The 16,407-nt window shown below is 39.4% G+C and carries 15 protein-coding genes; 2 read left to right on the top strand and 13 right to left on the bottom strand.

The window, feature by feature from the left end; all coding sequences use genetic code 11:
- Positions 1-116: 116 nt before the first annotated feature.
- From ihfA to BCU57_RS05025, 9 genes are all read right to left on the bottom strand, one after another.
- Positions 117-416: an integration host factor subunit alpha gene (gene ihfA, locus BCU57_RS05065; protein WP_102437883.1), complete on the bottom strand. Its 300-nt coding sequence runs from the start codon at positions 414-416 to the stop codon at positions 117-119.
- A gap of 4 nt (positions 417-420) precedes the next feature.
- A complete protein-coding gene (gene pheT, locus BCU57_RS05060) occupies positions 421-2,808 on the bottom strand; it encodes a phenylalanine--tRNA ligase subunit beta (protein WP_102437885.1) in 2,388 nt (795 codons plus the stop codon).
- A gap of 15 nt (positions 2,809-2,823) precedes the next feature.
- Positions 2,824-3,807 carry a phenylalanine--tRNA ligase subunit alpha gene (gene pheS / locus BCU57_RS05055; RefSeq protein WP_076536230.1) on the bottom strand — a complete coding sequence of 328 codons (984 nt, stop codon included), beginning with the start codon at positions 3,805-3,807 and terminating at the stop codon, positions 2,824-2,826.
- A gap of 497 nt (positions 3,808-4,304) precedes the next feature.
- Positions 4,305-5,177, bottom strand: coding sequence for an NAD(P)-dependent oxidoreductase (locus BCU57_RS05050; RefSeq protein WP_102437887.1), 873 nt, complete (start codon positions 5,175-5,177; stop codon positions 4,305-4,307).
- Between the two features lie 117 nt (positions 5,178-5,294).
- Entirely contained in the window at positions 5,295-5,780 is a 486-nt protein-coding gene (locus BCU57_RS05045) for an acyl-CoA thioesterase (protein WP_102437889.1), read from the bottom strand.
- 239 nt (positions 5,781-6,019) lie between these two features.
- On the bottom strand, positions 6,020-7,714 hold the full coding sequence (locus BCU57_RS05040; RefSeq protein WP_198589922.1) for a hypothetical protein: 1,695 nt from the start codon (positions 7,712-7,714) through the stop codon (positions 6,020-6,022).
- Between the two features lie 379 nt (positions 7,715-8,093).
- Positions 8,094-9,485 carry an FUSC family protein gene (locus tag BCU57_RS05035; RefSeq protein ID WP_157936431.1) on the bottom strand — a complete coding sequence of 464 codons (1,392 nt, stop codon included), beginning with the start codon at positions 9,483-9,485 and terminating at the stop codon, positions 8,094-8,096.
- A 22-nt stretch (positions 9,486-9,507) separates the two neighbouring features.
- Positions 9,508-10,371, bottom strand: coding sequence for an HlyD family secretion protein (locus tag BCU57_RS05030; RefSeq protein ID WP_102437893.1), 864 nt, complete (start codon positions 10,369-10,371; stop codon positions 9,508-9,510).
- Between the two features lie 13 nt (positions 10,372-10,384).
- Positions 10,385-10,597, bottom strand: a complete 213-nt coding sequence (locus BCU57_RS05025) for a DUF1656 domain-containing protein (RefSeq protein ID WP_102437895.1) — start codon at positions 10,595-10,597, stop codon at positions 10,385-10,387.
- Positions 10,598-10,789: 192 nt separating this feature from the next.
- On the opposite strand from BCU57_RS05025, the gene BCU57_RS05020 reads away from it, so the two are divergent.
- Entirely contained in the window at positions 10,790-11,734 is a 945-nt protein-coding gene (locus BCU57_RS05020) for a LysR family transcriptional regulator (RefSeq protein WP_303409936.1), read from the top strand.
- A 354-nt stretch (positions 11,735-12,088) separates the two neighbouring features.
- Complete coding sequence (locus BCU57_RS05015) at positions 12,089-12,784, top strand: TrkA C-terminal domain-containing protein (RefSeq protein WP_157936432.1); 696 nt, start codon at positions 12,089-12,091, stop codon at positions 12,782-12,784.
- Between the two features lie 70 nt (positions 12,785-12,854).
- Here the strand turns inward: BCU57_RS05015 and fabF are convergent, their stop codons facing one another.
- The 4 genes from fabF to fabD form a co-directional block, all read right to left on the bottom strand.
- Complete coding sequence (fabF, locus tag BCU57_RS05010) at positions 12,855-14,090, bottom strand: beta-ketoacyl-ACP synthase II (protein ID WP_102440294.1); 1,236 nt, start codon at positions 14,088-14,090, stop codon at positions 12,855-12,857.
- Between the two features lie 197 nt (positions 14,091-14,287).
- Positions 14,288-14,521, bottom strand: a complete 234-nt coding sequence (gene acpP / locus BCU57_RS05005; RefSeq protein WP_011496723.1) for an acyl carrier protein — start codon at positions 14,519-14,521, stop codon at positions 14,288-14,290.
- 160 nt (positions 14,522-14,681) lie between these two features.
- Positions 14,682-15,428 (bottom strand): 3-oxoacyl-ACP reductase FabG, encoded by a 747-nt coding sequence (gene fabG, locus BCU57_RS05000; RefSeq protein WP_102440293.1) that lies wholly within the window; start codon positions 15,426-15,428, stop codon positions 14,682-14,684.
- Between the two features lie 9 nt (positions 15,429-15,437).
- Positions 15,438-16,364 carry an ACP S-malonyltransferase gene (gene fabD, locus BCU57_RS04995; RefSeq protein WP_102440292.1) on the bottom strand — a complete coding sequence of 309 codons (927 nt, stop codon included), beginning with the start codon at positions 16,362-16,364 and terminating at the stop codon, positions 15,438-15,440.
- Positions 16,365-16,407: the final 43 nt, after the last annotated feature.

The raw sequence follows: 16,407 nt of genomic DNA, 5'->3' as shown, positions 1-16,407 counted from the left end.
ACCAATTTATCAGCGGGACAACATCTGAATATTGTAAAATTGCTACTTTGAATCTTGCTTAATTTGTTAAAATAAAAAAGCCACTCAATGAGTGGCTTTTTTATTAAACAGTGAAACTACTTCTTTTCAGCATTTGCTTCTTCAACACGTGTTTTGAGTTTTTGTCCCGGACGGAACGTCACTACACGGCGAGCTGAAATAGGAATATCTTCACCAGTTTTTGGGTTCCTTCCCGGTCTTTGGTTTTTATCGCGCAAATCAAAGTTTCCAAAGCCAGATAACTTGACCTGCTCACCACTTTCAAGTGCTTCTCTAATCTCTTCAAAGAAAGACTCAACCATCTCTTTGGCTACACGTTTATTCATGCCAAGTGTTTCGAAAAGATGTTCTGCCATTTCGGCTTTGGTAAGTGCCATACTTTTAATCCCTCAACAATGCGTTGAACTCGCTCTTAAGTGCCGAGACAACTGAATCAACAGTTTCAGTGATGTCTTTTTCTTCAAGTGTACGAGTAATGTCTTGTAATGTAAGTGCGATTGCAAGGCTCTTTTTGCCAGCGTCAACACCTTTACCCCGGTATACATCGAACAAGTTTAAGCCAACCAACTGATTTTCGCCAACTTTTCTTATCAAATCCATAACATTAGTTGCAGAAACTTCTTCGTCTACAACGACTGCAATATCACGTCGATTAGCAGGAAACTTAGATACAGCCTGGGCTAGCGGCAAACTGGCTTGCAGTAAAGCGTCCAGTTCTAACTCAAAAACAATTGTTTTGCCATTAAGGCCAAAAGGCTTCTCCAAACTCGGATGGATAGCACCTATAACACCAATGACTCGATTATTTCTCAATATTTCAGCACATTGCCCTGGATGAAGAGCTGAATGTGTTGCACTTCTAAAAGTAAATTCAGAAGTCGAAACTGTCAAGCCGATTATTGATTCTAAATCGCCTTTTAAATCAAAGAAGTCGACAGTTTTAGATTCCATTGACCAATGTTCATCATTTTGAACACCAGAAATTACTGCACCAATCATCGCTTCTTGTCTAACACCAGAATCTGCTTTGGCATCAGGAACAAAGCGTAAACCGGTTTCAAATAAACGTACGCGACCTTGTTGACGACTTTGGTTATAACCAACAGAAGTTAACAAACCGGTGAACATCGATAAACGCATCGCTGACATTTCAACCGAAATAGGATTCGGTAAAATCATTGCAGGCTCATTTGGATGAACAATGTTTTGTAACTTAGGATCAACAAAGCTATAGGTCACCGCCTCTTGGAAACCGCGCGCCACTAATACACTGCGCACTTTGCTTAATGGAATATTCGCTTCTTTGTGATCAGACATACTTAATGAAGCAACAGGTGCAATATTTGGGATATTGTTATATCCATAAATACGGGCAACCTCTTCGATTAAATCTTCTTCAATGGCCATATCAAAACGATATGTTGCCGTGGTCACATTCCAAGCGTCAGCAGTTACTGCAACAGTAAATCCAAGACGCTCAAGAATTTCTGTTACATCAGTATCAGGAATATGATGACCTAGAATTTTGTCTAACTTGCTGCGACGCAAAGTGATTTGAGCCGGCTTAGGTAAATGCGCTTCAGACACTGCTTCAGCAACAGGACCTGCTTCACCACCACAAATATCAAGTACTAAGCGCGTAGCTCGGTCCATCACTTTATGTTGAAGCTCTGGGTCTACACCACGTTCAAAACGGTGTGATGCATCTGTGTGTAAGCCTAAGCGACGCGATTTACCCATAATGGCTAAAGGCGCAAAGAATGCGCACTCTAATAAAATATCTTGGGTCTTTGCAGTTACGCCTGACGCTTCACCGCCAAATACACCCGCTAAGGCAACGGCTGCTTTATCGTCAGCAATCACTAGGGTGTCACTTGGTACTGTAATTTCGTTACCGTCAAGTAAAGTAAGCTTTTCAACGCCGTCGCTTAAACGCACTTGAATAGCACCATTTAAGGCTGCTAAATCAAACGCATGCATTGGCTGACCATATTCAATCAATACGTAGTTAGTAATATCTACAATGGGATCGATTGAGCGAATTCCGCTACGACGTAACTTCTCTTGCATCCATAAAGGCGTTGCTGCCGCTAAGTTTACATTCTTAACCACACGGCCTAAATAACGAGGACAGGCATCTGCTGCAATAACGTTAATTTCAACTTTATCATCGATAGTTGCAGTAACAGGATCCCACGTCGGCTCAGCAACCGCTTGACGGTTTAATACACCAACTTCGCGCGCTAAGCCTGCCATACCTAAACAATCTGCACGGTTAGCGGTTAAATCAACGTCGATGATGGCATCGTTTAGTTGAAGATATTCACGGATATCTTTACCAATCGGCGCATCTGCAGGTAATTCAATAATACCGTCGCTGTCGATATCAATACCGATTTCGCCGTATGAACACAACATACCAAATGATGGCTGACCGCGCAGTTTGGCTTTTTTAATTTTAAAATCGCCAGGTAACACAGCGCCCACCATTGCCACAGCAACTTTTAAGCCTAAACGGCAGTTTGGTGCACCGCAGACGATATCAATTAACTCATCGCCGCCAACATTAATTTTAGTTACGCGTAATTTGTCAGCATCTGGATGCTGACCACACTCAACCACTTCACCAACAATCACACCGCTAAATTCGGCTGCAACGGCATCAATACCGTCAACTTCAAGACCGGCCATTGTGATTTGGTGTGATAATTCTTCACGGCTTACAGATGGGCTAACCCATTCACGAAGCCAAGATTCACTGAATTTCATCTTTATATTGCTCCGTTATTTGAATTGCTTAAGAAAACGTAAATCGTTTTCAAAGAAGGCACGTAAGTCGTTAACACCGTAGCGCAGCATAGTCAAACGCTCAACACCCATACCAAAAGCAAAACCAGAGTATTTTTCTGGGTCGATACCGACACTGCGAAGGACATTAGGGTGCACCATGCCGCAACCTAATACTTCAAGCCACTTACCGTTTTTACCCATAACATCAACTTCAGCTGAAGGCTCAGTAAACGGGAAGTAAGATGGACGGAATCGCACTTCTAAATCTTCTTCGAAAAAGTTACGTAAGAAGTCATGCAAAATGCCTTTCAGCTCTGCAAAGTTAACTTTTTCATCAACTAACAAACCTTCCACTTGGTGGAACATTGGCGTGTGAGTTTGATCGTAGTCGTTACGATAAACACGACCTGGAGAAATGATACGTAAAGGTGGCTTTTCATGCTCCATGGTACGAATTTGTACCCCTGAAGTTTGCGTACGCAACATCACTTTTGGATTGAAATAAAAGGTGTCATGATCAGCACGAGCTGGATGATGCTCAGAAATATTCAATGCATCGAAGTTATGAAAGTCATCTTCGATTTCAGGACCATGCTTAGTGGTAAAACCAAGCTCGCCAAAGAAAGTTTCAATACGTTCAATCGTACGTGTTACTGGGTGTAAACCGCCCATTTCAAGCGTACGACCTGGTAAGGTTACATCGATTTTATCTGCGATAAGTTGCGCTTCTAATTCAGCAGCCTTTAAGCCTTCAATACGCTCAGAAAGTTGCTTCTGTACCGCTTGCTTAGCTTGGTTGACTGCTTGTCCAAAGGCAGGTTTCTCTGCTGGACTTAAGCTACCCATCATTTTCATCATGTCAGTGATCTTACCTTTCTTACCAAGGTAGTCGACACGGATATCATCCAGTGTCTTTAGATCACTGGCCTTACCTATTACTTCTAAGGCTTGTTCTACGATCTCTGTTAACTGCTGCATTTTCTCATCCACTGCATTTTTGCATATCAAATGCTATTGGGCGCCTGATTATCAGGCGACATAGTAGTCTAGGCACAAAGTCAACTTTATGCCTAAAGCATGGGGGTAAAACAAAAGCTGGAATTTTACGTTAGCTAAGCTTAATTTACTAGCATTTATTACGATTTTATTGAGTAAAATGCGGCATTTAAATTAAATCGAATTTATATTTTCGATAGTATAATTTAATACAAATTAACGACCTATTAACTTAAGCGCCATTTATGAGCAGCAAATGCTTATAAGCTAATCAATCACCTTGAGAACCAATGAACATTATTACAACAAGTGATAGTAAATTATTGAATTTTTTACAAATACCAAGGGCTAATACGATAACAAAAAAGCTCACTGGCAATGTTAAATACCAGCGAGCTTTTATGTTACCAACAAACTAAATTCGCAACTTAAACGACAAAATTGTGCAATGGCTAATAAGTTATCACCATTGAGAGCGTCTAGCGGTTTTTTTCTAAACGCGCTAACAAACTTGAAGTATCCCAGCGGTTACCTTTCATGGCTTGTACTTCAGAATAAAATTGATCCACTAAGGCAGTAACTGGTAACTGGCTACCATTACGACGCCCTTCATCTAAAGCAATAGCTAAATCTTTACGCATCCAGTCAATGGCAAAGCCAAAGTCATACTCACCTTGCCACATGGTTTGATAACGATTTTCCATTTGCCAGCTTTGAGCTGCGCCCTTGCTGATCACCTCAACCACTTTTAAACCATCAAGACCTGCACTTTTAGCAAAGTGTAACCCTTCGGCAAGCCCTTGCACCACTCCTGCGATACAGATTTGATTGACCATTTTGGTTAACTGGCCCGCGCCAACCTCCCCTAATAATTCTGCGCAGCGACTATAGGCCTCAATGACCGGTTTTACTTGGTTAAAAACGGCTTCTTTTCCGCCCATCATCACAGTTAACACGCCATTTTCAGCACCGGCTTGACCACCTGATACGGGCGCATCTAGAAACTCAACCTCTTGCTTAGCAAGCACGGCTGCCAGTTCACGAGCAACATCGGCAGATGCGGTGGTGTGATCGACCAAAATTGCACCAGCTTTTATCCCATGAACAATGCCATCTTCCCCTAAAACCACTTGGCGAAGATCGTCATCATTACCCACACAAGTAAACACGATATCTTGCTCTACTGCCGCAAGTTTTGGGGTCAATGCTAACTCACCAGAATATTGCGCTGCCCATTGCTGCGCTTTTGCTGTGGTGCGATTATAAACCGTAACTTGATGCCCTTGGTTAGCCAAATGCCCTGCCATTGGGTATCCCATCACGCCCAAGCCGATAAATGCTACTTTAGCCATATCATTCCTTCGTTCATTATTATTGTGGTTGTTTATTAAAAATAGTGTTGATTGTGCTACAAGCCAAAACGAGTCAGGCTTTATGAGTAAGCGATTGAATTTTGGCTAATACATTGATTATAAAGCCGGTTTTACATGGGCTTCCATTTCAGAGCCAATTTTTTTGCGCATATCCATTAAACGTAATGCTGAATCCCTCAAACGAATATCATCATCTGTTTGGGGGACCCACTCAGGTACTGATGTAGGTTTACCATCATCATCAACTGCGACCATAATCACGATACAATGGGTAGTAAGATGACGTTCAGGCTCTTTAGGGTCACCCGCTTTAACCGCTATACCAAAATGCATGGACGATGTGCCGGTATAAATAACTTTGGCGCTTACTTCAACAATATTGCCCACATGGATAGGCTTTACAAAACGAATACCACCAGCATAAGCGGTAATGCAATATTTACCACTCCAACCTGCAGCACCAGCATATGCAGCTAAATCAATCCATTTCATCACCGCGCCACCATGCACTTTGCCGCCAAAGTTCACATCTGCAGGTTCAGCTAAAAACCTTAAGGTAATTTCTCTTTCTAATCCGGCCATAACGACTCCTAATTCAGCTAATTAATGTCAGTTTACGATAATTAATCAAAGAAATGAGTAAAAATTATGCCTAAATGAAAATATTTGATGAAAGAGTACTTAATTGCTATTTGGTAGTTCAAAAAAATACTGCTGAGTTTCAAAAAACAAAAAAGCACAACTTAAAAAAGTTGTGCTTACTAAAACTGACACTATAAAGGGTTAGCTAATGGGTGGCTCTTGAATTACCACTGAATACATCAAAAACGATAACCTAAATTTAAAGTAAATGAACTTCTTGTTTCACCTTTATTGTACAGCCCTGTCAAATTTAAATGACGACCTATCTGTTTATTAAAACCCACTAAATAAGCCCATTGTTCTAACCCTACACCCACATCAAAAGTAAAGTCTTCACCGGTTCCCAATATATCGCCTAAATTACCAGTCATCGAAGGCTTAAGGCCTTGATATTCTGCGCCGATAAAAATTTGTGCTCGCGACTCAAGGAATTGATAACCAAGCATTGGCTGGATAGTCACAATACCATCTCCCCAATCCTGGCCATCAAGACGAGTTTTAGAGTAAGTTGCAGTAACAGATGCAAAAAATTCTTTATAACCGACAGAAAGCGTTGTCCCCAAACCTGCCAGATCATATTCTAAATGTAGCGGCACTTCGACTCTTCCTGGTGAGCATAAATCAGCGCCCTGACTTTCTAATAAACTGCATGCCAAACTGCCACCGATAACCCCGAGCTTATCTTCAAACACATCTTTAAGTTTTCCAGTATATTGGGCATCAACGACTGCATCCACATTCACCTTGCCCACTAAAGCATATATATTCCAAAACGGTAAAATATTGACATCAGCTCTGAATGAATAACTTTCAGCATTAACAGTGCCAACTGAGCTCGATGGATCAAACCATTCATCCAAATCTACCCCCATAATATTAAAACTATCAAAACCAAAATCCATATCTTGATTTCGATAAGCGACCGAAAAACCAAATGGCAGTGGCACATCAATACCTTGCTGGCGAACTAAATCACTCATTAACGGAAAGAGTCTATCTAAATCGACCTTTTCCTCACGAATGCGCGGATCAGAAACCATTTTTAATGACGCTTCATCAAAAACTAATGCACCATGTTCATCATCATAAAATGCCACGGGCTTGATAGTTGCGTGATAACTTGCTTCTTTGTTACCTTTTTTACCAGTAGCGTGAATCACTTTATTTGCAATGGCTGTGTGTCCGTTAACCAGTGTCATTAAATCAACTTCTTGACGATAATGTTCGACACTAAACGCATCAAAATCAAATGGTTTTGAATTGGTCATGACCATTTTGGTTGCAACACCATTTACTACAGTAAGCTTAACCCGCATAAAACGAAAATAAGCAATATCTTGCGGTAAACCATATTTAGAGTAATTAAAGCTTATTTCTATTTCATTGGCAGATATCTCATCAACAACGACGGAAGACTTATCATAACTTTCCATGTAATTTTTCAAGCGATATTCTGTTTTAGTTATTTGTTCGATAGTTTTTATGACATCCTCATTATCATCTAATTTAGATTGGTCATATTTAATTCTCAGATCAATATTACCGCGAGTATCTGTACTTTGAACCAAAAACACATCTGAACTTTTTACCTTATCGCCGACTTCCAAGGTTCTAACCACACGCTCAACTTGCTGATCACCTAGTGACAGCGAGCTTAAGCCTAATTTCAAAATATCTTCTGAAACGCCGTATTGTTGAAAAACATTTTGCTCCGCTGAATTAATGAGTTGTTTGTTGTTTTTATCTTCAACAAAAATACTTTCCTGCGCATAACTTACGTTTGAGAGTGTTAACAATATGGCTATTGGTATTGCTTTTAGAATACAGCGAGAAGTAGAAAAATGATTAAGTGAACAAAATAGCGTTTGATTCATTAATAGTACCCTTTGAAAGCCAATCTATGGCAAATAAGTTATCGAATCATTTCCTGATTCAAATTTCGGAAAAACATAATGCAAGTTCAGCAAACGTTATTGGCTAACGCGCTTTTTCCGTTCAATGGGAATATTATATGTGTTTATTTATTAAGTATTTAATCGCTATTGATGGATTAAACCCTACATGAATAAAAACCACTACTTAGATAAACAGTAAATCAGCATCAAAATTACCTAAGTAGATAAAATAAAAACGGATCAAAACCAATAGAAGGATTAGGGGGTTAAACTGGAATTATATATAAAAGAATGTAAATTCGAGGCTATTAATGACGCTCAATGCTGTATTGAGCGTCATGAGGAAATCTTATTTCTCTTATTTGAGCATAAATAATTGATTATAGAAACGTGCAACAATCACGGTAATCATTAATATGACCAGTATCAGCAATGGCGTATTAATGTCATAACTAGGCGTTAAATGTAATGCACTCATAGTCATTACCATAAGTAAATTGCCACCTAGCATACGCACTAGCATCATTGCAGGCTTTGGAAAAAGTCCCCAAATGAGGAAAACGTTAATCATATAAAAACCAACTAACTGCCAAAGCTCTGTAAATGCGGGCATTATAAAAATATATTGCAGTAAAAAAAACACTCCCCATAGCAGTGCAGATAATATCACCTGCTTCATTAAAGGAAATGGTAAACTGACTGTTATATTGGCAAAAATTGAACCAAACATAGGGATAAAAATACCACCAGGTAAGGCAAAATATATCCATGCGCCATAACAAGTTGAGGCTATTGCAACCGCCTTTATAACTCTGTTAATTCTCACTTTCAATAAATTTTCTTTTACAGCCTCTTTCGAGTTTTGGGGCTTTATGCTCTCTTGCTTCCAGTAGTTAGCTAAAATTTCAACATCTAACTTTTCGCCATTAATGGCATTATCAAGCATTTTAATTTCTTGGGAAAAATAACCTAACTGTTGCAACTTATCATCATTGGGTTTATCACTGGATAACAACTTGATGGTGGATTTGCTATGCTGCAGAACGTGAGAAAAACCATCGACTATGACAGTCCATTTATCTTTTTCATGTTGAAGTTTATAACTGGAACTCAATGGCATACTGATCAAGTCACTTAATTTATCAATCAGTAATTGTGCATCGACTAATAAGTCTTGAATATTATCATGATGAGCACTTTTTACAGCCTCGTTAAGCGCGTTATCTATTTTATGAAAAGCATTTAACGCAGAGTCAACGCTGCTAAAGAATAAAGATTCAGTGTTTAAAGGCCAAATAAAACGATAAACAATTGAATAAACTAGCACTCCAAGTAAATTATCTTGTATTCGTAAAACCGCAATATCAAATGAAGCTTCACCATTAAAGCCTCCCATTACCGCAACAATAGTGCACACAGTAAAGCCCATGGTAAATGCATAACCATAACGCAAATTATCAGCAAACCACACGCTAACAGCCAAAAGCAACAGTAAACAACCAATGAATAACATCGGAGTCTGGGCAAAAAAGCTCACCAGAAATAACGCCACACTAATGCCGCAAACTGTACCTATAAGGCGGTTTTTACCTTTGTGTAAGCCATGCCCAAGAGTTTCATTTGAAGCAATGGCAATAACGGTAATAGCAGCCCAATACGGTTTTTCCCATTGAAAAAACAATGCTAAGGCAATTGCTATACCGACAGAGACAGAAACTTTTATCGCTTCCTTTACGGGTAAACTGAGCATACACATTCTCACTCTATAAAATTTAATGCTTCAGAATTTTTACCGATGCCGTCATACCAACTCGCAGCTGAATATCTTCAGGTAACTTATCAAGTTTTATCTTAACTGGAATGCGTTGCGCTAAGCGGATCCACTCGAAATTCGGGTTCACATTAGGTAGTAACGAATTGCCGGTACTGCCATCAGTTTTCGAAATGCCGTAACCAATACTTTGTACTTTACCTTCTAAAGTGACTTGGTCATGCATCATTAATGTAACTTGGGCTTTATTATCAATAGCCACATCTTTTAAATCAGTTTCTTTAAAAAAACCGTCAATCCAAAAGCTGTTTTCATCAATCAAAGCAACAACAGGCGAATTAGCAACGACTTGTGAGCCTACTCGATAATTCAAATTAGTAATATAGCCATCTGTTGGTGCAGTAATTTTAGTGTAAGCTAGATTTAATTTAGCTTCTGCCACTTGGGCTTTTGCCATTAACAAGTTCGCTTGTGCGGTTTCAACTGCATTTTGTAGATTATTAAGGGTTAACACTGACTGAGCACCAGGGGTTAGCTTTTCTAATTCAATAGCACGACTAGACTCGTTCTGAGCCTTACGAACTAATGCTTGTGATTGCTTTTCAGTTGCTACCGCTTTTTGTAAACTGGTTTGGTATAGGCTAGCGTCAATCTCAAAAAGCACATCACCTTTTTGTACATGACTATTATCAATGACATTAACTTTTACAATTTGACCTGTCACTCGTGGGGTTACTTGGATAACATAGGCTCTGACTTGACCGTCTCTTGTCCAAGGATTATCAGTGTAAGTTTGATACTGACTATACAAAACACCTATTGCCGCCGCCATCAGCAACAGGGTAATAAAATAACGTTTAAACATTGGCGTTACCTACTTAAAATATGGAAATAAATTGGCTAATTAAGCCGATAAAAAGAATAACCATAGACAATTCAACTATGGCCGGAGCTGCGACATATTTATGTAAACCAATTTTAGTACCAATAGCGGTAACTACGCCGGTTAATATATATGCCATAGCGGCAACCAGTAATAATGGCGGAAAATACACATCACCGATTACCACTTCATGGGGCATTATGCTCATACGCCTATCACCTAAATAATATTAACTATTTAAAAAACATTGACTTAATGTCTTCTTACTCATTTATGCATATATTTTAATGGCGGCAGAGAAAATCTTGTAATCATCTATGATGGATCTCACCCATCGAAATCTATAAACAATTGTTTTTATGTGTGATAAATTGTGATTTAAGTGACGGTATAACCCCAAATGCATACCACATCGCATTTTTTATTATTTGAAGAGACAACTATGAACTTTAGTTTGGAACAACTTCTTGCCTTTGTAACTGTCTATGAGCAGAAAGCTTTCAGTAAAGCAGCGGTGAAACTGGACAAACATCGTACAACTATTGGCCAAGTCATTAATAACCTTGAAGATCAATTAGCCATTACCCTGTTTGAACGGATCGGTAGAACCGTTGAACCGACTGAAGATGCAGTACTACTTTATAACTATGCCAAACAGGCTATTGAGCAATCCAAAACCTTTGACCAAGTGGCCATGAGCTTGGCATTTGGTGAGCTTAATTCAATTACAATTGGGTATTGCAGTTTTATACCGCAACAAGTGATATCTGAGATTAGAAAACAACTGCTAATTGACAGCCCATCATTAAAAGTTAACTTCCTCGTCAGAACCAAAAATGATATTAAAGTGGGAATACAAGACGGCAGTATTCATTTTGGAATTGTGAATGTATACGAAAGCAAAGTGCTAAACAGCATCGATCATACTTTTTTATGTAACATGTCATTTGCCGCTTTCACCAACAAAGACGCTGACCTAGCAACACTAAACTCTGAAGCAACCTTGGCTAAAATGAAGACTAGCCGTCAGTTTATCTTAAAATCCATGCTTGATGATGATATGAGTAAAAAAATCATTGTCTCCTCCAATTATGAAGTGGTAGATCAACTGACTCTCATCATTAAAATGGTTGAAGAAGGTCTTGGGTGGAGCATTTTCCCATTGTTAATCAATTCCATGGAATATACTGCACACGATCTTATACCGATAGAAATAGAACAAATACAAGACGCATTACAAGTACCTATATCACTATGGAACCCACACTCAAAACAAGTTATGCCGGCCAAAAAGTCTATCACATCAGCCATAGCTAACTATATAAATAGAGTTAGATCCAAATAATAGCATCATATTTGTATTAGTAGCCTCTGCATTAAGAGGCTTTCATCCCTTTAGTTATCTTCAGCAACTTCAATGCAGGGTTTCATCCTTCAAATGAGATTGTCTATAAAACTGACTGCACTTTATTATGACTGCATAACACCACACTGTATTGATTATCGTTGGTGATATTTTACCAAGGGTGAATATCCCTACTATGTAATTAATATATACAGTAATGAGTATTGTTGGCATAAATCGCTCCAAAATAAAGTAGTCATAATTATGGAAACAATTGAAAATTTATTTCATTCCAACCCATACATCACTTTTGTTTTAACATTAGTAATAGGTTTTTTAATCGGCTTAATTAGCATGCACAGAGTTGTGTTTGGTATTCTGGCTAGTTTTATCGGTGGTTGCATCACCATCACACTGCTTCATCTCCATTTAGAGCCAGAACTTGGTGTACTGCTATTGGGTATATTTATCTATATCATTGGTTTTTTATCTGGCTCTAAATATACAGAGAGTAAACTCTTGTTAATGGATCCATTTAAGCCAAAAAATATCAATACCACTAAAAATATTGTTTCTCGCTCATTTGAAGTAAATAACGATAGTACGGTCGTCGATAAAACCTTGTTACAACTTAATGAGGCAGCAATTGATGTGAGTTTTGAATTAACCTTAAGCCAAAACCTTGATAAACAACAGCCTGATATGATTGCAGCAGGTGATATTGTGACCATTACCGGACCTAATAATGCACTTTATTATTATGATGATAATATCATTGGTACTGAAATCGCTATTGATGATAGCAACATTATTGAAACGACATTTGAATACGTGATTAAGCCTAACCACTTAGTTGGTCTGTCACTAAAAGCGATTAAAAAAATGCTGAATGCCAATACCGACAGTTCAGTATGTATTACAGCACTTGCCAGAAATAAATTTGATATGTTGATTACTCCTGATCTGATAACTGAAGAAGGCGATCATATTCAATTAGTGGGTAAGAGTAACGACATTGAGCGAGTACAGCAGCGACTAATAAAACTGTAAGCTTTAATTAATTTAAATAAAAAGGCAGTCACTTTTAAAGTGACTGCCTTTTTATTACATTTTAATCACGTTACTTTTTAAATAAAAGTGAACCATTAGTGCCACCAAAGCCAAATGAGTTACACAATGCATAATCAAAACTATGGGGTTTGGCTACGTGCGGTACAAAATCTAAGTCACAACCTTCATCTGGGTTATCCAAATTAATGGTAGGCGGTACAATTTGATCCCGCAACGCTAAGATTGTAATAATTGCTTCAACTGAGCCCGCTGCACCTAATAAATGTCCGGTCATAGATTTAGTAGAACTTACAAGTAAATCATAAGCATGGTCGCCAAACACCGACTTAACCGCAGCCGCTTCAGCTTTATCACCTGCTGGAGTCGAAGTGCCATGGGCATTGATATAACCAACCTCTTCATTGGCAATTTGCGCATCATTAATGGCATTAACCATTGCTGCAGCAGCGCCCGCACCATCACTTGGTGGTGATGTCATATGAAAAGCATCGCCACTCATACCAAAGCCAACAAGCTCTGCATAAATTTTAGCGCCGCGCGCCTTAGCATGCTCATACTCTTCCATCACCAACACACCTGCGCCATCACCGATAACAAAACCATCACGGTCTTTATCCCATGGGCGGCTTGCAGCGGTTGGATCGTCATTACGAGTTGACAAGGCTTTGGCGCTGCCAAAACCAGCAACAGCTAACGGACAAGTAACATCTTCAGCGCCGCCAGCAACCATAACGTCGGCGTCACCGTAGGCAATCGTACGCGCTGCAAAACCAATATTATGCACACCCGTTGTACAAGCTGTTGTCACTGCAAAGTTTGGCCCAGTCATGCCATACTTAATAGATAAATGACCAGAAATCATATTAATAATGGTGCTAGGAACAAAAAATGGCGACACTTTTCGAGGGCCACCTTTAAGCAATGCTGCATGATTTTGCTCAATTAATGGCATTCCGCCCATACCAGCACCAATCGCTGTGCCAACTCGCGCTGGATTTTCTTGTTCCATATCAAGACCTGAGTCTGTCATTGCTTGTATACCTGCAGCCATGCCGTATTGGATAAATAAATCCATTTTACGGGCATCTTTGCGAGACATATATTGCTCAACATCGAAGTCTTTTACCGAGCCACTGAAACGAGTACTAAATTCAGTTGCATCAAATTTGGTAATAGGTGCAATACCACTTTTACCAGCTAATAAAGATTGCCAAGAAGATTCGACATCGTTACCCACTGGAGTAACTAGTCCTAAACCTGTAATTACCACACGACGTTTAGACACAGCATTCACCTTTGTATTTTATTAGGCATTCGCCAAGAGATATTCTGTTAACCCACCACCAATCAAAGGAAAAAGATCAAACGGATGATAAGAAATGATGGGTTAACTCACTTTTATAGAGAGTTAAGTCGACATTTATTCGACGCCACAAACAAAAACAGGCGGCATAAATGCCACCTGTTTTAGTGAATCAGGGATTACTGATTTTTTGAAACGTAATCGATCGCTGCTTGAACAGTAGTGATCTTTTCAGCTTCTTCATCAGGGATCTCAGTGTCAAACTCTTCTTCTAGAGCCATAACCAATTCAACAGTGTCCAGAGAATCTGCACCTAAATCGTCTACGAATGATGCAGCTGATTTAACGTCTTCTTCCTTAACGCCAAGTTGCTCAATAATGATTTTCTTTACACGTTCTTCGATGTTGCTCATTAGTTTTCTTTCCTATTCAAATTACACACTTGCGTAAGATTGAGAGTAGTTTATTCGATCCAGCTGACATTGCAAGCTTAGTTTTCGTGGTCTAACCACGAAAATTATCATACTTTGATATCAAACGAGATTCAATAAAAGTCGTTATCAATTATGGTCCTTAGACCATGTACATTCCGCCGTTTACATGCAAAGTTTCACCAGTGATGTAAGCTGCAGAGTCAGAAGCTAGAAACAATACCGCATTGGCAATCTCTTGCGCCTGACCGAGTCGAGCCATTGGAACTTGCACCATGAAAGCTTTTTGCTGCTCTTCATTAAGCTCATCTGTCATGTCTGTTTGGATAAATCCAGGGGCAACAGCATTAACGGTAATTTGACGAGATGCAACCTCTCTTGCAAGAGATTTTGTAAATCCAATCAAACCAGCTTTAGCTGCTGAGTAGTTTACTTGCCCGGCATTACCCATGGTTCCGACCACAGAGCCAATATTAATAATACGGCCGCTGCGCTTTTTCATCATAGACCGCATAACCGGCTTGGATAATCTAAACAGTGATGTCAAATTAGTGTCAAGAATATCATGCCACTCATCATCTTTCATGCGCATTAATAAATTATCACGTGTGATACCAGCATTGTTTACTAAGATATCAACATCACCGGCTTTTTCTTTTATCTGGCTGAATAATTGTGTAACTGATTCACTATCAGTCACATTTAATACTAAACCAAAGCCGTTATCACCAAGGTAATCTTGAATTGCAGCGGCACCTTTTTCACTGGTTGCAGTGCCGATCACGGTAGCGCCTGCTTCAACCAGTGTTTCACTGATGGCACGGCCAATACCACGACTTGCGCCAGTAACTAACGCGACTTTACCTGTTAAATCAAAGCTAATGCTCATGAATATTCCTTATTGGATTAAAGCTGATAAAGTGGCTGCATTATTAATTGCTTGCCCTTTTAATGACTTATTAATTCTTTTTGATAACCCAGTTAATACTTTACCAGGGCCAATTTCAGCTAAATCAGTAATCCCCTGACTTGCCATTAACTCAACTGTCTCACTCCAACGTACCGGGCAATATAATTGGCGAACTAGCGCATCTTTAATTGCAGCTGCATCATTAGGGCTTGCTACATCAACGTTATTAATCACAGAAATAACCGGCGAGTTAAACTTGATATTCTCTAATGCAAGTGCCAGTTTATCAGCTGCAGGTTTCATTAATGCACAATGTGACGGCACACTCACAGGTAAAGCAACTGCCATTTTAGCGCCAGCAGCTTTACATGCGCCAGCGGCTCTTTCTGTGGCTTCTTTTTCACCCGCAATAACTACTTGGCCAGGACTATTAAAATTCACAGGGCTAACAACAGCGCCATTTGCTGACTCTTCACATGCCTTAGCAATTGCATCATTATCTAAACCAATAATGGCGTACATAGCACCGGTACCTGCTGGTACTGCTTGCTGCATTAATTGACCGCGCAATTCAACTAATTTTACCGCATCTTCAAAGGCAATAATGCCAGCACACACTAATGCTGAATACTCACCTAAACTATGGCCTGCTAAAACAGCAGGTTTAATCGTGCCACTTGCTTCGATAACGCGCCAGATAGCCACACTTGCGGTTAATAATGCAGGCTGAGTTTTATCTGTTTCATTTAGAGTTTCAGCAGGTCCATCTTGCACCAATGCCCATAAGTCGTAACCTAATACGGCACTCGCCTGAGCAAATGTCTCAGTTACTACAGGGTAATCAGCTGCTAAATCAGCAAGCATACCAACTGATTGCGAGCCTTGACCTGGAAAAACAAACGCTATATTTTCCATTATAATTATTACCTTTATTCGTTTTTGAAAAACAACTTTTTAT

It is taken from the genome of Shewanella sp. 10N.286.48.B5, assembly GCF_002874355.2.
Lineage (GTDB): Bacteria > Pseudomonadota > Gammaproteobacteria > Enterobacterales > Shewanellaceae > Shewanella.
Note: the sequence above shows the minus strand (reverse complement) of the source record. Positions and strands in the feature narration are given on the sequence as shown.